Annotated in this window: 19 protein-coding genes and 2 pseudogenes; 9 read left to right on the forward strand and 12 right to left on the reverse strand. The window is 35.5% G+C overall.

What is annotated here, in order from left to right; genetic code table 11:
• Positions 1–137: 137 nt before the first annotated feature.
• From pstA to pstS, 3 genes are all read right to left on the reverse strand, one after another.
• Positions 138–1,040, reverse strand: a complete 903-nt coding sequence (gene pstA, locus CICURV3402_RS03770) for a phosphate ABC transporter permease PstA (protein WP_158379897.1) — start codon at positions 1,038–1,040, stop codon at positions 138–140.
• The gene (gene pstC, locus CICURV3402_RS03775) at positions 1,041–1,997 is read right to left on the reverse strand and encodes a phosphate ABC transporter permease PstC (protein ID WP_158379898.1); all 957 of its coding nucleotides are present in this window, start codon (positions 1,995–1,997) and stop codon (positions 1,041–1,043) included.
• Between the two features lie 234 nt (positions 1,998–2,231).
• The gene (pstS, locus tag CICURV3402_RS03780; protein WP_158379899.1) at positions 2,232–3,251 is read right to left on the reverse strand and encodes a phosphate ABC transporter substrate-binding protein PstS; all 1,020 of its coding nucleotides are present in this window, start codon (positions 3,249–3,251) and stop codon (positions 2,232–2,234) included.
• Between the two features lie 409 nt (positions 3,252–3,660).
• On the opposite strand from pstS, the gene CICURV3402_RS03785 reads away from it, so the two are divergent.
• The 4 genes from CICURV3402_RS03785 to CICURV3402_RS07370 all read left to right on the forward strand — a co-directional run bounded on the left by CICURV3402_RS03785 (position 3,661) and on the right by CICURV3402_RS07370 (position 7,127).
• Complete coding sequence (locus CICURV3402_RS03785; protein WP_158379900.1) at positions 3,661–3,927, forward strand: hypothetical protein; 267 nt, start codon at positions 3,661–3,663, stop codon at positions 3,925–3,927.
• A 2,589-nt stretch (positions 3,928–6,516) separates the two neighbouring features.
• Positions 6,517–6,735, forward strand: coding sequence for a hypothetical protein (locus tag CICURV3402_RS06655; protein ID WP_235667636.1), 219 nt, complete (start codon positions 6,517–6,519; stop codon positions 6,733–6,735).
• A gap of 73 nt (positions 6,736–6,808) precedes the next feature.
• Positions 6,809–6,931 carry a hypothetical protein gene (locus tag CICURV3402_RS07170; protein WP_268904298.1) on the forward strand — a complete coding sequence of 41 codons (123 nt, stop codon included), beginning with the start codon at positions 6,809–6,811 and terminating at the stop codon, positions 6,929–6,931.
• Between the two features lie 112 nt (positions 6,932–7,043).
• Positions 7,044–7,127 carry a hypothetical protein gene (locus CICURV3402_RS07370; protein ID WP_320410066.1) on the forward strand — a complete coding sequence of 28 codons (84 nt, stop codon included), beginning with the start codon at positions 7,044–7,046 and terminating at the stop codon, positions 7,125–7,127.
• Between the two features lie 425 nt (positions 7,128–7,552).
• Here CICURV3402_RS07370 and CICURV3402_RS03795 read toward each other — a convergent pair whose 3' ends face one another.
• The 5 genes and pseudogenes from CICURV3402_RS03795 to CICURV3402_RS03810 all read right to left on the reverse strand — a co-directional run bounded on the left by CICURV3402_RS03795 (position 7,553) and on the right by CICURV3402_RS03810 (position 12,224).
• Positions 7,553–7,768: a hypothetical protein gene (locus CICURV3402_RS03795; protein WP_158379901.1), complete on the reverse strand. Its 216-nt coding sequence runs from the start codon at positions 7,766–7,768 to the stop codon at positions 7,553–7,555.
• Positions 7,769–7,925: 157 nt separating this feature from the next.
• Positions 7,926–8,078: a hypothetical protein gene (locus CICURV3402_RS03800; RefSeq protein WP_187306931.1), complete on the reverse strand. Its 153-nt coding sequence runs from the start codon at positions 8,076–8,078 to the stop codon at positions 7,926–7,928.
• A gap of 314 nt (positions 8,079–8,392) precedes the next feature.
• Positions 8,393–9,142: a 2,3-diphosphoglycerate-dependent phosphoglycerate mutase gene (gene gpmA / locus CICURV3402_RS03805; RefSeq protein WP_158380016.1), complete on the reverse strand. Its 750-nt coding sequence runs from the start codon at positions 9,140–9,142 to the stop codon at positions 8,393–8,395.
• 183 nt (positions 9,143–9,325) lie between these two features.
• Positions 9,326–11,285, reverse strand: a pseudogene (locus tag CICURV3402_RS07635) (ATP-binding cassette domain-containing protein); the annotation flags it as partial.
• Between the two features lie 153 nt (positions 11,286–11,438).
• Complete coding sequence (locus CICURV3402_RS03810) at positions 11,439–12,224, reverse strand: alpha/beta fold hydrolase (RefSeq protein WP_187306932.1); 786 nt, start codon at positions 12,222–12,224, stop codon at positions 11,439–11,441.
• Positions 12,225–12,496: 272 nt separating this feature from the next.
• Between CICURV3402_RS03810 and CICURV3402_RS03815 the strand changes: the two genes are divergently transcribed.
• From CICURV3402_RS03815 to nuoF, 5 genes are read left to right on the forward strand one after another with little or no spacing between them, the layout of a single operon-like run.
• Positions 12,497–12,949 (forward strand): NADH-quinone oxidoreductase subunit A, encoded by a 453-nt coding sequence (locus tag CICURV3402_RS03815; protein WP_158379903.1) that lies wholly within the window; start codon positions 12,497–12,499, stop codon positions 12,947–12,949.
• A gap of 5 nt (positions 12,950–12,954) precedes the next feature.
• Entirely contained in the window at positions 12,955–13,635 is a 681-nt protein-coding gene (locus CICURV3402_RS03820) for a NuoB/complex I 20 kDa subunit family protein (protein ID WP_158379904.1), read from the forward strand.
• A gap of 7 nt (positions 13,636–13,642) precedes the next feature.
• Positions 13,643–15,442, forward strand: coding sequence for an NADH-quinone oxidoreductase subunit C/D (nuoC, locus tag CICURV3402_RS03825; protein WP_158379905.1), 1,800 nt, complete (start codon positions 13,643–13,645; stop codon positions 15,440–15,442).
• 2 nt (positions 15,443–15,444) lie between these two features.
• Entirely contained in the window at positions 15,445–15,969 is a 525-nt protein-coding gene (nuoE, locus tag CICURV3402_RS03830; RefSeq protein WP_187306933.1) for an NADH-quinone oxidoreductase subunit NuoE, read from the forward strand.
• On the forward strand, positions 15,966–17,384 hold the full coding sequence (gene nuoF / locus CICURV3402_RS03835; RefSeq protein WP_158379906.1) for an NADH-quinone oxidoreductase subunit NuoF: 1,419 nt from the start codon (positions 15,966–15,968) through the stop codon (positions 17,382–17,384). The genes nuoE and nuoF overlap by 4 nt, the downstream gene beginning before the upstream one ends.
• Before the next feature lie 522 nt (positions 17,385–17,906).
• Here nuoF and CICURV3402_RS06665 read toward each other — a convergent pair.
• From CICURV3402_RS06665 to CICURV3402_RS07175, 4 genes and pseudogenes are all read right to left on the reverse strand, one after another.
• Positions 17,907–18,107 (reverse strand): ATP-binding cassette domain-containing protein, encoded by a 201-nt coding sequence (locus tag CICURV3402_RS06665; RefSeq protein WP_235667637.1) that lies wholly within the window; start codon positions 18,105–18,107, stop codon positions 17,907–17,909.
• Positions 18,108–18,523: 416 nt separating this feature from the next.
• On the reverse strand, positions 18,524–18,661 hold the full coding sequence (locus tag CICURV3402_RS06670) for a hypothetical protein (RefSeq protein ID WP_235667638.1): 138 nt from the start codon (positions 18,659–18,661) through the stop codon (positions 18,524–18,526).
• A gap of 238 nt (positions 18,662–18,899) precedes the next feature.
• The gene (locus CICURV3402_RS06675) at positions 18,900–19,130 is read right to left on the reverse strand and encodes a beta-barrel domain-containing protein (protein ID WP_235667639.1); all 231 of its coding nucleotides are present in this window, start codon (positions 19,128–19,130) and stop codon (positions 18,900–18,902) included.
• Positions 19,131–20,068: 938 nt separating this feature from the next.
• Positions 20,069–22,128 (reverse strand): annotated as a pseudogene (locus CICURV3402_RS07175) (ABC transporter transmembrane domain-containing protein).
• Positions 22,129–22,281 lie beyond the last annotated feature (153 nt).

Consider the following 22,281-nt stretch of genomic DNA (forward strand, 5'->3'; position numbering starts at 1 on the left):
CTCTTTGATGACATTTTTTGTAGTGTACTTTATAGCAAGTATGAGAGTTCTATAAAAATTTGTTTATTTCTTAAAAAGAAAGTCGACATATTTAATATCCACTTATAATTCAAGATAAAAGCCTAATATCATAATTTTTAAACTTTCTTCTTTTGAGAGAAGATGATGTGCGCTAATATATTTAAAAATAACACACAAAAGGTAATTAACAACACGCCCGCCCAAGCTAACTGTTGCCATTGAGAAAAAGGGCTCATCGCAAATTTAAATATGATAACCGGCAAATTAGCAATCGGTTGACTTAAATCTGTGCTCCAAAATTGATTAGAAAACGAAGTAAATAGTAGGGGTGCGGTTTCTCCGGAAATACGAGCAATCGCCAAAAGAATACCGGTCAAAATACCGGGAATAGACGCTTTCAACGTGATAGAAAAAATTATACGCCATTGAGGAGCCCCTACTGCATAAGCCGCTTCTCTTAAACTATCTGGTACCAAAGTGAGCATATTTTCAGTGGTACGTATCACAATTGGGATCTGTAATAATGCCAATGCAACTAACCCCGCCCATCCAGAAAAATGTTCCATTTGAGTTACGACAAAAGTATAAACAAAAAGACCGATCACAATTGAAGGGGCTGACAATAAAATATCATTGATAAAACGAATCATCTCTGCCAAACGAGATTGACGACCATATTCTGCCAAATAAATGCCTGACATGACCCCCACTGGGGTTCCTACTAAAGTGGCTCCTAAAATTAACAAAATACTGCCTATAATCGCATTAGCTAAACCCCCTCCTTCTGTATTCGGAGGTGGGCTCATCTCAGTAAATAAAGCTAAAGACATACCATTCATACCTTTAACGACTGTAGAAAACAGGATCCATATTAACCAAAACAACCCAAAAATCATTGTGATCATTGAAAGTAACAAAGCCATTTTATTTTTATTACGGCGCCAAGCTTGCTTTCTAGTTCGAGTTTCTATTAAAGTCAGTCGATGCTTTATTTTTCTATTCTGATGAGCTTCCTTCATCTAATGCCCTTCTTTTTTAGAGATGCGTAAAATCATCCATTTAGACAGGGTGAGCACGATAAATGTAATGAAAAACAAAATCAGACTTAATTCCATTAACGCGGCAGTATGTAAACCAGATTCAGCTTCAGCAAATTCATTTGCAATGGCGGAGGTAATACTGTTGCCTGGCATGAATAATGAAAAACTGTTTAATTGATAGGTATTCCCGATAATAAAGGTGACTGCCATTGTTTCGCCGAGTGCTCGCCCAAGGCCTAACATGATCCCACCAATCACTCCGTTTTTTGTAAATGGCAACACAACATGCCAGATGACTTCCCAGGTTGTGCATCCAATGCCATAGGCAGATTCTTTCATCATAATAGGTGTTTGATCAAAAACATCCCTCATCACAGAAGCAATATAGGGAATGATCATAATAGCTAAAATCACCCCTGCAGCTAAAATACCAATCCCAAAAGTAGGGCCTGAAAACAACATTCCAATCATAGGAATTCCTGAGGCAACATCAGCGATAGGCTTTTGGAAATATTGAGCGAATATCGGTGAAAAAACGAACAATCCCCACATTCCATACACAATACTAGGAATAGCCGCCAAAAGTTCAATTGCCAATCCTAATGGTCTTTTTAACCAATTGGGTGCTAATTCTGTTAAAAACAACGCGATGCCAAAGCTGACCGGGACGGCAATCACAATAGCGATGAGCGATGTTATTATCGTTCCGCAAATGGGAACTAAAGCACCAAAATGATCAGCAGGAGGATTCCATTCTTTGGTCCAAAAAAAAGAAAACCCAAATTTTTCTATGCTAGGCCAAGAAGTCAACAGCAACGATAGGATGATCCCGGATAACAAAAAAAGAGTGAAAAAAGCGGCCAATTTTACTAAAGTACTAAAAACAATATCACCGTATTTACTGGGTAATTTTACAGAAAGACTGGACTGAACCATGTATAATTTCCATCGCAAGCAAAGTATTATTTTTATAAAAATCAAGGGTAAAATAGACATGAAATTTTCATGTCCGATTATAGTTGTTTAAAATGAGTTAAAAATACTTGTTTTTCGTTATTAAAAACAAGCTTATACAAAACATATCACAGACAAAAAATACTGCCTTTTTCGCTTTTTTATATTCGTTTGAGAATTGATTAAGCTTTTTAAAAAGCTTAATCAATTTTATTCTTATAGCTGAGTTTCCCATACATTACGTATCTGATTAATGACAGAGTCGGGCAGGGTGGCATAATCAAGATCATGTGCTTCTTTAGCGCCATATCTATAAGCCCAATCAAAAAATTTGATCACATCGATACGTCTATCATCAGTATTTTTAGGTGTTTTCTTTAACAGAATGAACGTTGCTGTTGTGATTGGCCATGAATTATCTCCTTTTTGATCTGTTAAATCCTGAGCAAAAGAGTGTGTCCAATCAACATCCTTGGCCGCCGATTCAAAGCTAGTTAAATTTGGTGTAATAGATCGATTATTTGCAAACATTAATCTAGTGTAGGCTAAATTATTTTGCTTCGCGTAAGAGTATTCCACATAACCAATCGAACCAGGTAAACGTTGCACAAAAGCGGCGACTCCATCGTTACCTTTCCCTCCTAATCCAATTGGCCAATTAATATTGGAGCCCTCGCCTATTTTTGCTTTCCATTCAGGATTTTTTTTAGAAAGATAATGCGTAAAAACAAAAGTCGTGCCTGAGCCATCTGCACGACGTACAACAGCAATATCCTGATCAGGCAATATCATCTTAATCTCAGGATTTAAAGCTATGATTTTAGGATCATTCCACTTTTTAATTTTACCTAAATAAATATCTCCCAGCACTTTACCATCTAATATGAGCTGATCTGATTTAATACCAGGGATATTAATGGCCAAGACGATCCCTCCAATCACAGTGGGAAATTGAAATAAATTATTTTTCAGTAATTGTTTTTCTGTTAAAGGAATATCTGAAGCCGCGAAATCAACTGTATTAGCAATAATTTGTTTGATACCTGCGGATGAGCCGATACCTTGATAGTTAATTTTAGCGCCCATCTTTTTTTGATATGAATCTGCCCACTTGGAATATAAAGAAGTAGGAAATGTCGCGCCAGCCCCCGTTAAGTTCGTACTAGAAAATGCTGAGGCCGTGATTAACAAAATACTACTTAAAACAAAAAGGAAAGTGATATGCCGTAATTTCATAATGGGCCTTTTATATTTTGCGATCTGAAATGAAAGTTAAAAAACTTGCTTGAACAAATTGTCTTCATAAAAAGAAAGATGTGCAAGCGATAAAAAATCATAGATTTTTTGTAAAATTATAGCCTGATGATTCAAATCATAAGTAAAATTCAAAAAAACACCATTCCCCATTTTTTCAGAAGGTCTTTTAGAAGAAAATTTGGATAAAACCCGCATTTTTATGTAAAGAAAAGAAATAACAAAAAATATTTTCAGATTTTCTTAGAAGCTTCTGCATTAAGTCCCCCAATCAAATTTTATCAATAAATTCATCGTAGTATAACGGACTAACAGAAAACGCAGATAAATTTTTTTTCATTTAAGCGGCGGCCGCGCGCTTTCTGTTTTAAAACGCCGTTATGGCTGTCAGGTGCGTTATTGGTGGTATTATCCTATTGATAAAGGTGTTCTACAAAACGGAAATTTACAACATCCTGAAAAATTAACTGAGATTTTTCATTTATTGGCTCAACTTATTTCAAAAAATATTTCATTATGTATTGATGTGCCCGCACAAAAAATTTTACAAAAAAGTATTCCTAAACTAGATAAACGATTAAGAAAGCCATCCTGCAGAGAATTTATTCAGTTTAATGCCAAAAAGCAGTTTTCATTAATGATTAAACCTTATCATTGAATTATCGAGCTCCAATAAAAAATGGCACGTCATTATTAATGACAGCGGCTCATCAACAAGAAACAATGCCTGGCAAAATTATCTGTAAAATGCGGGACTAAAACCGAATATAATTGACATTGCGCCTTGTGCTTTAGGCTATATGGCTATAGAAGCTAAATTATCATAGGAACATATTTTGTTACATCAGTGAGAAAATGAATGGCTATGGATATCCCCGTTGAACACGCCTTTTCGATATAGCTTATTTCTGGAACGCAAGAAAATATAATCGAAGAGGTCCGTTTTGTTTATTCAGACAGATATTGTCCGATGTCGCAAATTTATTACACGATTCTGCTAGAGGAAGCTTAACCTAAAAATACCATTTTATAGTCTCCTTTTTAGTATTGAAACAGTTTTAACCCCTATTATCTGTGTTATCTATGTCTTTTGCATTAGCAGGTTGTTTGGCTGTAAGTCCAAAGAATTTTTAATGTTTCAGGTTAATTTTTTATCTTTAAGGGAGAATAAGCCAAAAAATTGGCTATTTTTAGAGCGGGGTTTTTTTACTACAAATACTCATCATCATAAGAGTCACTCTATTTATTCATTTTTTTGAAAAATGAATATCAAAAAAGAGAAATAACTCTACATTTATTATTAAAACATAAGAAATTACAAAATACATATAATAAAACTAAACAAAGTTTAATTGATTTGCAAGACATACAATCAAGCATACAAATTTATGAAAATATATATCAAAAGCAAAAATTTATTTAACATGATTAAATCAATTATCAAATTTTATTCCATAACGTTGTTGGTTATTAGAAATAAAACAAAAAGATTAAATATTGATTTTTAATGGAATCAGTCATGACTACAATAGTAATGTATTTTTGATATAAGTATTAATTTAAAAATATTGATCTACAATATAAAATGACAGAAATTAAGTTCAAAAGGAATGTTTTACTATAGCGATAAATGAGTTTTTATCATTATAAAGTTATCAATCATAAATAAAAATTTAAAAATTATTTTTATATACTAATATGACATATTTTTATATCAATGGTTTTCAGGTATATTAATTCATGTTTATATATATTATATTTACATCTAATATTTAATCTATTTAACTTTAAAAGACGAAGTTTTAAATCAAAAAGATCGAAAAAATTAAAAATAAATTATTTTATTACATGAGTCATCTTCTTTAAAGGAAAAATATAAATATTAAATTTAGAAAACATTTTTTATTAAAATAGAGCATTAAAAAAGATGAAAATGATTTTTATCAAAAAATTAATAATGTAAACATTCAACTTGTCAATTTGGCAAAACAAAATTTTATATATAAAAATCGGATAGCTTACATTAATACTGATTATTATGGAGTCATCAACTTTTTAGTGTAATTACTAATTACCAATCTTCTGATTTTAATGAAAATATAGATATATTTAATAAATCAAAAAATTTTTATGATCTCATTTATGAAAAAGAAAATCTTGAAATGACTATGCAGATCATACAGATTTTACCTATAAATACGAGAATTAAGAATGAACAATAACAACAAAAATATAAATTTATTTATTTTTAATGTATTAGTCGATATATTTTTTCTGATAATCATATTCACTATGAAGAATTAAAAGAGATCCCTTTAAACCTTTTTATTAAAACCTTGTAACCAAGGTTTGGATAAAATAAAACAATGGAAAATGAATTGGTATTAAATAAATAAAATCATTATAAAGCTGTGGTGATCAATAAAAATTAGGAATGCATTTATTAAAAACAAAAGAATTTATTTTAACAAATTGGAAAATAAATTATATTACTCTAAATCAAATTAATATAAATTATACTTTCTTTTATCATTCTAAATATCACTTTTCCTTACTTCAGGATAAATAGAATCATAAATGATTGAGAATAATTAAAAAGTTTAAAATTTAATGATTAAAATAATAAAATTTTTTTCGGAGCCAATTTATTTTTATTAATCAGATTGAGTTGTTCTAAAGAACAAAAAGATATTTTGTCAATATAGAATTCCCAGATACGCCTGTGGTTGTTATTTTATAAGCTTTATCAGATTATCAAAAATTGAATTTTGTCATTACAAAAGGGGTACATGAAAATATAATCCTAAGATTAATAACGGTTCCTTATTTACATGTATTAGATGTGATTTTACGGATGAGTCAATTACGAATTGAGCATAAAGATAATATTCTTATGATTTTTACAGAACAGGAAATCATTAATAAATAAATATAAAAATTACAGATACAAAACGAAAAAAACCCAAATCAAAAAATGAATTATTTAATGTTTACATTCCAACGAGCAGGCTCGGAAGAAGTAGCAAAAAATTTGAATGATAACAGAAGTTTCTTGCTTTCGCAAGAAGATAATGTGATAACAGATAAAAGAACTAATAACCTTTTTATTCATGATAGCGCACAATCTTGAGCGGGATTAATAAAATAGTTAAAAGAAATAAAGTCTCCTTTACAGAAAATAGAATCATTGGCTCATATTGAGACAATGAGCAGTGAAAATTTATATGAATTAGGTATTAAATAAGGCATGAATGCCTTAGAAAAGGGCAACCCTCTTGGAATTAAAAATTTTAATATTAATTTACCGCTAAAAAACGCTGCAATTGCTCCAAATATTCAGGTTGCAAACATTAATAGCCGTTTTTTAGATCTTGAGTGCAGTGCATTAGAACAAGAAAATCAATCAGATATTATTGCGAGTCTCCACTTAATAACTTCTCACCAGCAAACAGCCAGTATCAAGTAAGGCACCAATATTCTTTATCAAATTAATGGTAAGAGAATGTTAGCATTAAATTTAAAGAAGCGGTATTAGAGGGATGAAAGTCATTCCTACCGTATTAGGCAATGATTACATTAAATTAAAACTAAAAATCAGTCAGAATATACCCGGTATTCTGATTAAACGCGGCGATGCAGAAACTCTTGCGATCGATAAATAGGAAATCACCACATAAATTATAGTAAAGCATAGCGAACCGATTGTTCTTGGAGGGATTTCAGAAAAAATAATCATCGAATCGATAAAGTGCCAGGGTTTAAAATATTCCTTTTTTGGGGGCTTTATTTAGACAAGATGTTAATCAACAACGACGGCGTAAACTGATCATTTTTATTACACTCAAATTGATTCATTAGAGTGATTTTCATATATTTCAGCTTGTTAGATATGCCACTGTTAACAAATTCTATTTGCAAAAATAAAATGCATTATTTTTGCTTATTTTATTCGAAACTTATTTGATTCCAAAAATTAGAAATGGATTCTGGTTGAAAATATCCGCTCTAAAAAATTAGAACTCTATGACTGATAATCTCCTTCGCTTTCGTCTAAGCTGCTATCAATAGGTTTATCAATATAAATAGATGCTTACCAAAGATCGTTAAAATCATATTGATTGTGATCTTGAGATAATACTTTAGACTTTATCAAGATGGTGTCTATAAAATATTTTAAAATATTTTTTTTGGTTTTTGCTCATCCTTATTTGAATTTTTTGATATATTTAAAAAAACGATCCGGGATCAAAGTATTAATAATTTTGTTGTGCCTGTTCTAAGGATCAATAAGCAAAAGCACGTCTTTTCTTTATGTTTTCAGTACACATATCGATAAAATGAGAATATGAATTATTATGAGCGTTATCTGCTCCAATATCACACTCATTTTCTATCTTTTTTAATAACTCTTGATTTGAAGAGTAAATAATTAAGGCGTGATTGTTTAAAGAATCAGGATCAATATCCGAATATTTTTGTGTAAAACAAATCAGCCACATTTCCTTCGAATCGACTCCTTCCTGATATAAAAATAATAGAATAAATAAGACATTTCTCCGCAGAAAATGGGGCGCCCTCTATATATTTATCTTCAGTTTCACTTATCATCTCAATTGTTTTAGGTAATGCTGATGTTGTCTTCTTAGAAGTTTTCTCTTAAAATAAAAGAGAGTCTTGATATGTTTTTGCTACCAGTTTAGCATAAATTCTTTGTATAGTGACCAGATCCCCATCTAGTTTAGCCTTATCAAATTCTTTTTCTAGGTCATTAAGCATATTGTCTAGATAAGCAGATAGACCAGTACACATAATTTTAATATCACTTGCCCAGAAAGCACCGTCTGTTATAACGTCCTGTCTGCTTGCTTTTTAAAATGAAATCTTTTCCAAGAGATGGATAGTATTTATTTTTAACATTATCAATGTCATTATCGGTATTTTCATGCCGTATGAAAGAGGGTTTTGATTTATATAACCGGCTTTTGATATCGCAGTTAGTTTTTGAATTTGAAATATAGATTATTCGTTATGCTCCTAAAATTTGAATTAACACTACATTAAACCACAATTATCCGTTATTCGAATCGAAAACCAGTGACAGAGAAATCATTTTATGAAGGCGTTCAAGATTTTCCTTGAGCTGCCACAGAAGCCACTTTTTGAATAATTTCTTCTGCGTTTCCTAAATAATAATGGTTGATAGGCTGCAAAGATGAATTAAATTCATACACCAAAGGAACGGCCGTTGGAATGTTAATTTCCATAATTTCTTCTTCACTTAAATGATCAACATATTTGATGAGCGCACGGATGGAATTTCCATGAGCGACAATAATTACCCTTTTTCCATCGATTATACGTGGCTTAACAACTTTATCCCAATAAGGCACTACGCGATCGACGGTGATGGCTAAGCTCTCTGTAAGAGGTAGATCATTTTTATTGAGTGTGGCATAAAGGCTATCATGAGTAGGAGCACGGGGATCATCTAAAGTTAATGCAGGAGGCAAGGTTGAAAATCCCCTACGCCATTGTTTCACTTGTGCAGCTCCGTATTTTTCTGCTGTCTCTGATTTGTTGAGACCTTGGAGTGCGCCATAATGACGCTCATTTAGGCACCAAGATTTTTCAATCGGTAGATTTTGTTGTTGCAACACTTCTAGAATGAGAGAAAGCGTATGAGTGGCACGTCGTAAAATGGAAGTGTACGCAAAGTCAAAAGAGAATCCTTTTTTTTTTAGTAAATTACCGGCTTGTTGTGCTTCAACCTGACCTTTTTCGGATAGCTCAACATCAGCCCAACCAGTAAAACGATTTTCTTTGTTCCATTCACTCTCTCCATGTCTTACTAAAATTAATTTTTTTATTGTCATCATTAAAATTCCTCAATAGATCACTGATTAAAATAAATATGGCTAACTCAGTTGGCCCACCCAAACACGCAGGGACCCTGCTTTTACTCTTACTTTGATTGTACAACATCAATTTTCTGGTGGACAATCACAGGTACTCTATCAATTTTGCATGACTAATACGCGATCGAAATATTCGATTCAATTACGCCTAGGTGTCACCATTAAGAATGTTTATCCGTCATAAAAGTATCTAAATTTTCAAAAATCTTTTTCTCGTTATTTTCGTCACATCCCACAAAAAGATACTAGCATCGCTACTCAGGCTACGTGCAATCGACAGCTGCTGCTGTTGACCGGCAGAGAGATTTTGAGCCATAAAATTAACAGGAAAACATAAGCCCATCGGATGTTGCAAGATAACATTACAGTTAGTCGAAGCGAGCGCTTGTAATATTCGTTTGCGATCTGAATGTGCTTTAAAAGCAAAGTTACTCTCTATTTTCCTGTAAATAATACATCATGTGCGTTGACTACACTCAATTGTTGAGACAAAAAGATTGAGATAGATGACATAGATTATATCCATCATAAAGAATAACCCCTTCTGCAAGTGAGATATAACCAGATAACAATGTTAATAATGCGCTTTTATCTGCTCTAGAATCACTACGTGTTGACCTGATGGAATATCGAGAGAAAGTTTACTAATTACCGCCGGTGACTGCGGATGATATTGATCATTAACTCCTATAAGAGAAATTTAACCACTGCAGTGGTTGATAGATTGTAGCGTGGGTTTTTATCATTTTCAAAAAAAAGCGATTAAATCTTTATCGGTTTTTTCAGTAGAAAGTAAGGAGATCAGCGTTGACGAAAAGTGAAAGATAATCCAAGGTATTCTACCTGAGACAATCACCGAGGAAACCATTGCTTCAATGGTAACGCTACCATTCATTACGATAAAAAGCGATTACCATAATACTAATATGAAAAACAAAAGATATGCCATTCTACTAGCATGGATTGATAAAAGAGATTAAATCTATGAATTTTTAAATTAAGATAAGATTGCTAATTAAAACTATTTATCCAATCTAATAACAAATTTTTATTACTTAACGTCTGGATCATTTTAATAGAATAAAAAACTTCAGTCATAAAAAACATTTTTATTTTTTGGCACTTTTCTTTTTTATTAATGAATATGTGTAGTAGTGATGAATTAATGCAATTAACATCGAAAATAAAAACATAAAAATGGGGATAAATATCACACATTCTCCATTGAGATAAATCACTAAAATAAAGATAATTAATAAAGGGATGCCTTCTAAGCGCTGAAAGACGGTATTAAGTAACACTTATTTTATTTTTTGAAATTCGTACCATCAAACGAAGCAGAAGACATCGATCGCCCATCTTTTTTTATTGTAAATAACCGCTTTCAAAAATGAGACATCAATATCCATATCATCTTTTCTTGAAATAATTGATTTATAAATATCTTTTGACGATCTCAGAATAAATTCAAAACTAATAAATAAGACCGCAATCAATATAATCCAAAACAATGACGCAGTTTAGGCACTGAGCACCCGTTTATCGTGATAAAGATTACTATAATACATGGATAGTTAAGGCAAATAGCGCCATAAAAAATGATGAGAAAACATATTTACTGTAAAAATTTTTTGGCAGATAGCGTCTGCTGTAATATATGATGCATTCGAATGCCATCGACCACTTTGTGTAATGGTTGCAATCTGAAAGCCGAAATCAGATAGAGCCTATCTGCTCATAGGCTCTTGTCACAAAGCTGCCCTCTAGCCTCAATCAATTTTAATTTTTCCCTCCTCCTATGCACGCCATCCATTCCATATATGGTGTTAATAAAATTATTGGCATGGCGTCATTAAGCAAATCTTCCGAGCCATTAAAAGGATTTTCCTTTAGCACGAGGCCTAATGATAAAAAATTTTTAATTTTACCATATTATTGGTGTTCTTTCTATTATATTGTGTATATAGAAGCTCCAATTCATTTGAGTCAATATTAATTTTAAGATCAATGCTTTTAGCAACAAGATATAAAAATCCTCTACTGAGAAATAGTAAGACTTAAATTTTTTCATGCATTTTATCCGTTGCAGGAGTAAAAACATCATTACTTACGATAGATTTCATCAGCGCTTATTCTACTGCATTCAGTAGAACTCTTAAAAAGTGATTGTTCAAATTTCAATTGAAGAAAAAAAGGTCGTCATAATATAAATTAGAAGTGGTTTCTGGGCTTACCTTTGATAATTTTAGTAAAGTTAGCTAAACTGGTTAATGTAGGTTTTTTCAAAAAAACGATGTATAGAACGTAAAACGACATCAGGTTTTTCGGCATGAGGGGAATGGCCACAGCCGGAAATCACATGTAACCGTGCTATAGGGAAATAGCTTACAATCTGTTCTCTATGCTCTCTTTTTATGTAATGAGACAACTCACCGCAGAGAAATAGTAAAGGGCCTTGCCATGTCGGAATAGGTTCCCAGCCCACAATATATTGGTATTGATCCCATAAAACCGGCACATTAAATCGCCAAATGCCTTCATGAAAAGATTTTAGTAAAAATAAAATAATATTTTCATCTTTGACAAAATTCCGAATTAATTTACCCGCCATATGACGCTGAGTGATTTTAGCATCAGTTACCGCATTCAGTGCCATAAATATCTCATTATGCCGGTGAAGAGGGTAAACAACAGGTGCAATATCAATGATCACCAACGTTTTAATTCTCTCTGGTATCAGAGCAGTCATCGTCATAGCAACTTTTCCGCCCATCGAATGCCCAATGATGATCATTTTTTCCATTTTTAACTGATCTAATAGTTCCAATACATCTTGAGCCATAACAAAATAATTCATCTCAGGTGAATGAGGAGACAGACCATGGTTACGAAGATCAAGCTGTATAATATCGTGGTGTTTTTGAAAATTACGACCAAGTATGCCCAAATTATCTAAATTACCAAAAAGTCCGTGGATCAGGATTATCGGTAAATTAGGAGAAGTACTGTCAGATTGACGTAAAATAAAGTTTAATTTCATCTCAAAATTCACACTGATTAAAAATAAATTTTAAGTTATTCTATTACGAATGAATCGAACAAAAATGGCACACAGACAAAACCTAAACAAATACCTACAACATCTTATTGAGTGATAATCAATACAAATAGTAAACACAAACGCACCATGTTAAAAATATGATAATCGCCATGCAATTTCCAAATAAAATAACAAAAAAGTGTCTCAAACAATATAGATATTTTATCATCCTACCTGACTTATCTACAGGAAAAATAAAGAGGCTAAATAAAATGCAAAATACACTCCAAATTTTTGCGCATCATTGGTCATTTGCCATTTTTGGTGTATCTGCAATAGGACTGTGTGTTGCTATACTGTTGGGGTCTTTTTTTTTGGGAGGCAGGGCCAAAGCCAGATCTAAAAATATCCCCTATGAATCTGGTATTGATTCGGTTGGCTCAACGCACATGCGCTTATCTGCTAAATTTTATTGTATCGCCATGTTTTTTGTTATTTTCGATATAGAAGCCATTTACCTTTATACTTGGGCTATTTCTATTCGTGAAAGCGGATGGACAGGTTTTATTGAAGTGAGTGTTTTCATTTTTGTATTATTGGTGGGGTTACTTTATTTATCTCGAATAGGTGCATTAGATTGGGCAGCGATTGGTTCTAGAGGTCGTGCTCAATCTAATCCCTCTATTTATAAAATGGCACAGCAGCGTCAGTCTAATAACGAGTAACTATCATGAAATACACTTTAACGCGTGCAGAACCGAATGATAACGATCATGTTATCTATCCTTTACAAACACAAAAAAATGTCAGCCGCGATCCCCTCGATGAACAAGCTCATCGTAATATTTATATGGGGAAGCTTGAACGTGCCTTGCATGATACAGTGAATTGGGGCCGAAAAAATTCGCTATGGCCTTATAACTTCGGCCTTTCTTGTTGTTACGTGGAAATGGTCACTTCTTTTACGGCGGTTCATGATATCGCGCGTTTTGGTGCAGAAGTATTACGTGCCTCACCTAGACAGGCTGATTTTATGGTGGTAGCCGGCACTTGCTTTACTAAAATGGCACCGGTGATACAGCGTTTATATGACCAGATGCTAGAGCCGAAATGGGTTATTTCTATGGGTGCCTGTGCTAATTCTGGCGGGATGTATGATATCTATTCTGTGGTGCAAGGTGTTGATAAATTTCTTCCCGTTGATGTCTATATTCCTGGTTGTCCTCCTCGACCTGAAGCTTACATGCAAGCCTTATTCCTTCTCCAGGAATCGATCGGTAAAGAACGTCGCCCACTGTCTTGGGCAATTGGCGATCAGGGTGTGTATCGCGCTGTCATGCCAGCAGAAAGAAAGCGTAAACATGCCGAGCGTATTGCAGTGAAAAATTTACGCACTCCAGACGAGATTTAATCTATTTATGACCGACTTAATCATAGCTGAAAACCTTCAGAAACCTTGCGAAACTAATGATCATCTTGATGATTCTGTGATAGAAAGGCTATCAGCCCGTTTTGGGCACAAATCACTGTTCGTTCAAGCAACGCGTACCGGCATGCCGGTCGTTTGGATCAAAGCAGATCAGCTTATTGAAGTTATTTTGTTTTTACGTCAAGCGCCAAAGCCTTATGTGATGCTTTTTGATTTACATGGGGTCGATGAACGACTTCGTACCCACCGTGAAGGTTTACCTGAAGCCGATTTTTGTATTTTTTATCATTTATTTTCAATTGAACGTAACAGAGACATTCTACTGAAAGTCGCTCTGTTTGAAAAAAAATTGTGCTTACCGACTATCACTTCTATTTTTCCCAATGCGAATTGGTATGAACGTGAAACCTGGGAGATGTTTGGCATTACTTTTGACGGACATCCGCACTTAAAACGTATTTTGATGCCGGATACTTGGAAAGGCTATCCTTTACGCAAAGATTATCCCGCGCGCGCAACAGAATTTGATCCTTTTGAGCTGACTAAACAAAAACAAGATCTAGAAATGGAAGCCTTGACTTTTAAACCAGAAGATTGGGGCATGAACCGAGGCACACAGAATGAAGATTTTATGTTTCTTAATCTTGGCCCGAATCATCCTTCTTCTCATGGTGCTTTTCGTATCGTTTTGCAACTCGACGGAGAAGAAATAGTCGATTGCGTTCCAGACATTGGATATCATCACCGTGGGGCTGAAAAAATGGCCGAGCGTCAATCTTGGCACAGCTATATTCCGTATACCGATCGTATTGAGTATTTGGGCGGCTGTATTAACGAAATGCCTTATGTTTTAGCGGTTGAAAAATTGGCCGGTATCACGGTTCCTGATCGAGTTAAAAGCATTCGTGTGATGCTGTCAGAGCTCTTCCGTATTAATAGCCATTTACTGTATATCAGCACTTTTATTCAAGACGTAGGTGCCATGACGCCGATATTTTTTGCCTTTACTGATCGACAAAAAATTTACGATCTGGTGGAAGCCATTACTGGATTTCGCATGCATCCTGCTTGGTTTCGTATTGGAGGTGTCGCACAGGATCTGCCTCAGGGTTGGGAAAAATTGCTTCGTACTTTTCTTGATTGGATGCCAAAACGCCTTAATTTTTACATCAAAGCCGCGCTTGAAAACAGCATTTTAAAAGGCAGATCTATGGGGATTGCCAGCTATAATGCATCAGACGCTTTGGCTTGGGGTGTGACGGGGGCAGGGCTACGAGCAACCGGCATTGAATTTGATGTTCGTAAATGGCGGCCTTATTCAGGTTATGAGCATTTTGAATTTGATGTTCCCGTGGGTTATGGTCAAAGTGATTGCTACACGCGAGTGATGCTCAAGGCAGAAGAAATACGTCAAAGTATGCGTATTCTGGAACAATGTTATCAATACATGCCCGCTGGGCCTTTTAAAGCAGATCACCCACTTACTACACCGCCGCCTAAAGAACGCACCTTGCAGCATATTGAAACCCTAATTACCCATTTTTTACAGGTCTCTTGGGGGCCAGTCATGCCTGCGAATGAATCCTTCCAAATGATTGAGGCTACCAAAGGAATTAATAGCTACTACCTAACCAGCGACGGGGGCACTATGAGTTATCGCACAAGAGTTCGCACACCTAGTTTTGCACATCTTCAACAAATTCCATCTGTGATCCGAGGGAGCTTAGTATCTGATTTAATTGTTTATCTGGGTAGTATCGATTTTGTTATGTCTGATGTGGATCGCTGATCATGAGTCATCATAAAAATATTTCTGAGCATCAAATTAATGCCATGAATGTCGTGCCATTTGTATTAAGTTTCGAAGAACGTGATGCGATAGAAGAAGAAAAGCACCATTATGAAGACGCTAGAGCCGCCTCTATCGAAGCGTTAAAAATAGTACAAAAAAAACGTGGATGGGTCCCTGACGAGGCGATTCATGCAATTGCAGAAGTACTCGGAATCCCTGCTAGTGATGTCGAAGGGATTGCGACCTTTTACAGCCAAATTTTTCGAAAACCTGTTGGGCGCCACGTGATCTGCTACTGCGATAGCGTTGTGTGTTACATCACGGGCTATCAAAAATTAAAAGCTATGCTTGAAGAAAAACTCGGGATTCAGTCTGGGGAGACCACAAAAGATGGCCGCTTTACTTTATTGCCAACCTGTTGCCTCGGCAATTGTGATAAAGGACCGACTATGATGATCAATGATGACACCCATAACCACTTACAGATAGAAAATATTGACACCTTATTGGAGCAATATCCATGAATTTATCCCCTGCTTCTATCACTGGTGCGTTTAAAAAAATTCACAAAGCCCCTGAAACGCACCCATTGACTTGGCGTTTACGTGATTCTCAACAACCACTTTGGTTGGATGAATATCGCAATAAAAATGGCTATTTAGGAGCAAAAAAAGCATTAACCTGCCTCACTCCTGAAGAAATCGTGCATTCAGTGAAAGAAGCGGGTCTTAAAGGTCGAGGTGGTGCAGGGTTTTCCACAGGCTTAAAATGGAGCCTCATGCCTAAAGATCCCAACAGGCATATTCGCTATTTGCTTTGTAATGCGGATGAAATGGAGCCGGGTACTTACAAAGACCGGCTTTTAATGGAGCAACTGCCGCATTTGCTGGTGGAAGGCATGCTCATTTCTGCTTTTGCGCTTCAGGCCTATCGTGGCTATATTTTTTTGCGAGGAGAGTATATTGAGGCGGCAGTCCATTTGCGGAGAGCAATTGTTGAAGCCACTCAAGCAGGGCTGCTCGGCAAAAACATTATGGGGAGTAGATTTGATTTTGAACTTATGGTCCACACTGGGGCAGGACGTTATATTTGCGGGGAAGAAACAGCCTTGATTAACTCCTTAGAAGGGCGTCGTGCCAATCCGAGATCCAAACCGCCTTTTCCTGCCTCCTCCGGAGTTTGGGGGAAACCGACCTGTGTTAATAATGTAGAAACTCTTTGTAATGTTCCGGCGATCATGGAGCACGGCGTAGCTTGGTATAAAGGCATTGCTCCTGATGCGAGTCATTTTGCTAAAAGTAAAGATACAGGCACTAAATTAATGGGGTTTTCTGGAAGGGTGAAAAACCCGGGTGTCTGGGAATTGCCATTTGGGATCTCTGCTCGTGAAATTCTAGAAGACTATGCCGGTGGAATGAAACACGGCCTTAAATTTAAAGCCTGGCAACCTGGCGGCGCAGGCACAGATTTTTTGACAGAAGAGCATCTCGATCTCCCTATGGATTTCGAACACATTGGAAAAGCCGGCAGTCGCCTTGGAACGGCGCTTGCAATGGCGGTAGATCATGAAATCAATATGGTTTCCTTAACTTGCAATTTAGAAGAATTTTTTGCCCGTGAATCCTGTGGCTGGTGTACTCCTTGTCGAGATGGCCTTCCTTGGAGTGTTAAAATTTTGAAAGCGCTTGAACGAGGCGAAGGTCGAGAAGGCGATATAGAAACACTGGAGCAGCTTTGTCGCTTTTTAGGCCCAAGTAAAACCTTTTGTGCACATGCACCTGGTGCAGTCGAGCCTTTACAAAGTGCTCTTAAATATTTTCGAGAGGAGTTCATAGCAGGTATCACCAAAAAAGAGCACCCTCATCTTTATCTCAAACCAATTAAAGGGGTTCAGCCTAATGATGTGATAGCAGATAACTTATTGAAAACACGTTGGTAATAGAGATTAAGTGGGAATTGGTAAACCTCTTGAAGAATTTCAGTAACCAATTTTCCAGAGGTTCTATTTCTCTTAGAGAAATAAAGCGATTAAGTGGTTTTTAGCGACCATAAACGTGCCTCATGACCGGACTGTTCAATCAGTTCGTGAGTCCCTTCCTCGTTAACACCCCTTCTTTTAACAAAAAAATACGATCACGACCCCGTCATGTATTGATACGATAGGCAATACAAATAACCGTATGATTGCGTGTGATTGTAGGCTATTGACGTATAATAGCTGCTTCTGACTCAGAAGCTCAGGCACTGATCGCTTCATCTACAATTAAAATAGGAGGATCCGCCATTAATTCTCTTGCCAACGCAATGCCTTAGCGTTGACCAAGAGAAAGCATACCTCCTTTTCAGCAACCTGTGGTTCATATCTCTGAGGTAAGTCCATGATAAAACCATGAGCTTCGGCTAAACAGGCCACGTTTTCTATTTCCATATTAGCACTAGGTCAACACTGATAAATATTTTCCTATATTGTCCCAGAAAACAAGATACTTTCTTGTAAAACCACACTCATTCTGCAGCCTAAATCGGTTGGATCTGTGATTGCTAAGTCTTGTCTATCGACTAAAATTTGACCGCTTTGTGGCATGTATACACGTTGTAATAATTTGGTCAGAGTGGATTTCCCAGAACCAGAAGGCCCTGTTATTCCAAAATAATTCACCATTTTTTATGGATATATGCAAATTTTGTAGTATTTCTGGGGTGTCCGGAGAATATCGAAAAGAACATGTTTAAAAGCGATACAGCTTTCACTTTAAACAGATGAAACCAAACCAGAATTACTGGGTTCACTTGGGCTATCTAAAATAGTGCTCACTCTCTTTAATGCAATTTTTATATGTTGCAAATCTTGCTAAATTCAGGCTAAACGTAATATGGGTTGGGTGACGTAACTCGAAAATATATTAAATGCGACTAACTCACCAGGAAAAAATTTGCCTTCTACGCGAGCTGAACACCATACCAAAGTAATAAATCGGAGGTTATTTTATAAATTTAATTAATGCCATAGACTGCTAAATTATCTCTTTATTTGGTAATGAAAGCCGAACGAACAAAATTCGCTAAATATTACTGAGACTAACAGTTAAATTGTTTTTCTGTCATCGTGGTTTTAATGGTTTCAAGACCCGTGATCACCTCGGTTAAAAAAGAAGTGGCATTGGCACTCTCTGCATATTTACGTTCGACTCTTTTTGTAAAATTTTCTCCACACACAGCCAAAATACCAGGTGACAGCACAAGGATATCAATACAATTGCAGTCAACTTGACAATTTAATGAAACATGATAGCAATAAGGTGCTGACAAAAAATAAATCTAATAACATGGTTATGGCTGATCCTGTCAGGAAGCTTATAATTTGCTCCATCTCACGGACCCTGGCAATAATTTGCCACGTTTGTCTGCTACCAAAATAGTTTAAAGATACACTCATCTTTCAAGGTATGATCCATTAATTTAATACGAGCATGGAAAAAAGTCCCTGTTTTTTGTCTGAAACCGCATACAGAGAAACGTGTTTGACTTCTCCTTGTAAAGTACCGTAAAGAGTATCAGGAAAACTGTAGGCCTTCACTGTAACTGTTTGCCATGGTAATATAAATGCGACATCTTTATTTAATACCATGGCTTCAATTTTTAGATGCGTTTCTTTTGGTACGATGGCCATTAATTTTTGTATCAAAGAGATGGCCCTATCTAATGTTGTATAGTACGTTACTGCACCACACCATCAATAGGTGATCTCAACATGTGTCAACGCTTTTTATCTATTAATTTGATTTTTTATTGTGTAAGTTGACCGATGTTTTCCTTGACCTTCTTAAGGCGTTCACCGTAATTGCGTTTTTTCTGCCATATAACGCTATTTTCCTACATTTCACTTAAAAGCGCTTTTCCGTGCAATCATTTTTTCTCTTACTCCAAAAGATTTGTTTTTTGCAATAGACTGCGTTTTTGCCAGCTTAGTAAGGGCCGGTAAGCCTTGCTCAATATTTTGAATAAGTTTTTAAATTCGATATTTATTTTTGTAGTGCTTTATAATGCATTTGATTGACCGCCATTTTCACATCTTGACGTTTTAACTCGGCGTTCACTGCATCAAACTCTCCTTGCACTCCAGTAAGGCATGGCTAGTTTGAGTAACTCTGCTTAATCATCAGGGGGAGAAAATTTGATAAAGGAGATTCAGTGAGTAGGGTCGTTAACCTGGCTTTTTCTAGTTTAGGAAGAGCGAGTTGTTCACTCACTTTCAGTACTGCAGTACTAATTCTAACTGGATTAAGCTCAAGCCAAATCTACCCAGATTTCACTTTTTGGCCATCTCTTATATTGATGGCAACGACCGTACCAGGGTAAAGAGATTGGATCACTTTAGTACGATTAGAAACGATAACTTTATCGAAAGTACTGGATGAATGTCCAGTTTTCCAATAATTGATCAGAGCAATACCAACAATAAAAATCCTAAAATTAACTAAGCAGTACGACGAGCCACTGGTTCTACGGGGCGTGCAATGATTTTTAAATAAGAGGGTAAAATCATATTCATCCCGAGTGAGTTGTACTTTTTTTTATTTCTCGCGCCCTTTCATTATTTTTGATAAAAGTCCTGCAAAAATTTCATTTCATTTTCTCAGTCCTAAAGTTAATTTGTTGTTGCCATAAACGGTAGTAGCCTCCCTTAAAGACTAATAATTTATCATGTGATGCTAATTCTGTTAGTACTCTTCCTGCAATAACGGAAATCCAATTACAATGACTGACTGTAGATAAACGATATGCAATGGTGATCACCGTTCGGCTAGCCATAATCTATGTCATATTTTCATGATTTGACTTTGAGAATTGTCATCTAATACGCTAGTGGCTTCATCAAAAATCAGTATTGCGGAATCCGCTAACAACGCATGTGCGATGGCAATACGTTGACGGTTCCCTCCTGAGAGAGAAGCTCTCACTTCAAATAAAACAGGGTCATATCATAGAGGTAAAGCCATAATAAATTCATCCGAACCTGCCGACACGCGACCTGCATCACTTGTTCCAAAGGCGCTATAGGAAAAGTATCGGCAATATTTTCTCGTACAATGCAATTAAATAAGTAATTTGCATGCATCATTACTCCGACCTGATGTCTTAAAGTATGAGCCTCGAACTGATTAACATTTTTTCCGTCTATTAAGATCTCCCCTTGTGCTGTTATATAAAGGTGTTTTATCAGACGAGCAATCGTGCTTTTGCCTGATGCAGAAGGCTAAACTAATCCAATATACTCCCATGAAGAAATTCGTAATGTCAATTCACGTAGTACGTGAGGAAGATCAGAACGATAACGAAAAATGACTTTATAAAGACTGATTTCCTCTTTAAGAGGTTGTTTTGGTTTAAAACCAGACCCACTATGCTCCATAGGTAAAGTCAATATATCTGATGATAAAGATAATCCCACTGGAGCACGGATGCTTTGTTGCGACAAATCTACCAGTTTCGTCATCGGTAACATGGCTTGCACTAATGCCATATGAAAGGTGATCAATTAATCAATACTCAGGTGAATCCCCATAACCTCGTAAGCCACAAACACGATCACTGAGGTTGTGGTTAATTTTTGTAACAGCTATGCTGTTTGAGTACTGAAATTTTGTACATGCTGTACGGCAAAATTCGCTTTAGCAAAATCGCGTGTTTTTCCTCCCTAGAATGTTGCATGCGGGGCTCTAACGTCAAGCTTTTCAGGGTTTCAATGTCTGCTACAGTTTCCGTTAAAAAAGCCACATTTTAGGACGCACAGAAATCCAGTGTTTCTACTTTTTTTGTAAAGGTTTTGTGGTCATGAAAGCCAAAACGAAAAACGTGGTAAAAACGCTAAAGCAATCATTGTGAGATAAAGGAAAATAAACCACATCACAGTAAAGAGAGCGACAGAAAAAACAACATCCACTGATAAAGTGAAAGCAGGCCAGTAATAAATTTACGAATACTGCCGAGCTCGCGTACTCGGGTGAGCATATTCCCCCGTGTCATTTTTTAAAGTAACTTAAAGGCAGACGAATCAAATGATGAAATAATTTACCAACTCTAGTTGAAGATCGACCCGAGTGGTCGTATGGGCAAATAAATATTTTCGTAAACTTTTGATCATCACTTCAAAGACACAAACCACCATTAAAGTTATAACAAGCACATCAAGCGTTTCCAATGCGTTGTGAACGAATACTTTATCTATCACCACTTGAAAAAAATAGAGGCGCAACTAGCGCTAATAATTACAACATCAAAGACGCCAATAATACTTGAGTTAATTGGCGATGATTACGAAGAAAAACAGGAATAAACTAACGCATATCAAAAAGAGATTGCTTACAAAGTAAACAAAGGCCGCCCCATAGATTTCTAATTCTGATCTATTGATCATTTCCGGTTTTTGTGTATTAAAGTATTGTAATAAAGCTTGTTGTTGATGTGTGCCAGCAAATATTACAAATTGATCTAGTTTATCACGGAAGGTTAAAAGTAAGTGTTATGGTTTTAATTTTTCTAATGTGAATGAACGCAAAGAAAATTTTGCGAAAAGAAATTTTTTAAACTAGTTTAAGTTTCTTTTTAACTGCTTTTGAGTAACTCGATCTTCATCATTTAAAAGGCAACTATCGCAGATTTTTAATACTAATGTTATGCAATCCAGCAAAGTTTAATCAACGCGCAGAACAAACCAGAGCTGATAAAAGATGATTTTCAATAACCAAAGTCAATTGTTTCTAAAGAATTTTTTATGTATTACGAAAATGAATGATTTTTGCTTAAGTTATGAACAAATATATTTGTTCATAAGA

It is taken from the genome of Candidatus Williamhamiltonella defendens (genome assembly GCF_900699045.1).
Classification (GTDB): domain Bacteria; phylum Pseudomonadota; class Gammaproteobacteria; order Enterobacterales; family Enterobacteriaceae; genus Hamiltonella; species Hamiltonella defensa_A.

What these genes read in the sequence shown, in the direction of transcription:
- CICURV3402_RS03800 (WP_187306931.1), bottom strand. Translation starts at nt 8,078, where the DNA reads ATGTGTACTGGTCTATCTGCTTATCTAGACAATATGCTTAATGACCTA.
- nuoC (WP_158379905.1), top strand. Translation starts at nt 13,643, where the DNA reads ATGACCGACTTAATCATAGCTGAAAACCTTCAGAAACCTTGCGAAACT.
- CICURV3402_RS03810 (WP_187306932.1), bottom strand. Translation starts at nt 12,224, where the DNA reads ATGAAATTAAACTTTATTTTACGTCAATCTGACAGTACTTCTCCTAAT.
- CICURV3402_RS06665 (WP_235667637.1), bottom strand. Translation starts at nt 18,107, where the DNA reads ATGGTGAATTATTTTGGAATAACAGGGCCTTCTGGTTCTGGGAAATCC.
- CICURV3402_RS07170 (WP_268904298.1), top strand. Translation starts at nt 6,809, where the DNA reads ATGAAAGTCATTCCTACCGTATTAGGCAATGATTACATTAAATTAAAA.
- CICURV3402_RS03820 (WP_158379904.1), top strand. Translation starts at nt 12,955, where the DNA reads ATGAAATACACTTTAACGCGTGCAGAACCGAATGATAACGATCATGTT.
- nuoF (WP_158379906.1), top strand. Translation starts at nt 15,966, where the DNA reads ATGAATTTATCCCCTGCTTCTATCACTGGTGCGTTTAAAAAAATTCAC.
- CICURV3402_RS06655 (WP_235667636.1), top strand. Translation starts at nt 6,517, where the DNA reads ATGAATGCCTTAGAAAAGGGCAACCCTCTTGGAATTAAAAATTTTAAT.
- nuoE (WP_187306933.1), top strand. Translation starts at nt 15,445, where the DNA reads ATGAGTCATCATAAAAATATTTCTGAGCATCAAATTAATGCCATGAAT.
- CICURV3402_RS03795 (WP_158379901.1), bottom strand. Translation starts at nt 7,768, where the DNA reads ATGTGGCTGATTTGTTTTACACAAAAATATTCGGATATTGATCCTGAT.
- gpmA (WP_158380016.1), bottom strand. Translation starts at nt 9,142, where the DNA reads ATGACAATAAAAAAATTAATTTTAGTAAGACATGGAGAGAGTGAATGG.
- pstS (WP_158379899.1), bottom strand. Translation starts at nt 3,251, where the DNA reads ATGAAATTACGGCATATCACTTTCCTTTTTGTTTTAAGTAGTATTTTG.
- pstA (WP_158379897.1), bottom strand. Translation starts at nt 1,040, where the DNA reads ATGAAGGAAGCTCATCAGAATAGAAAAATAAAGCATCGACTGACTTTA.
- CICURV3402_RS03815 (WP_158379903.1), top strand. Translation starts at nt 12,497, where the DNA reads ATGCAAAATACACTCCAAATTTTTGCGCATCATTGGTCATTTGCCATT.
- pstC (WP_158379898.1), bottom strand. Translation starts at nt 1,997, where the DNA reads ATGGTTCAGTCCAGTCTTTCTGTAAAATTACCCAGTAAATACGGTGAT.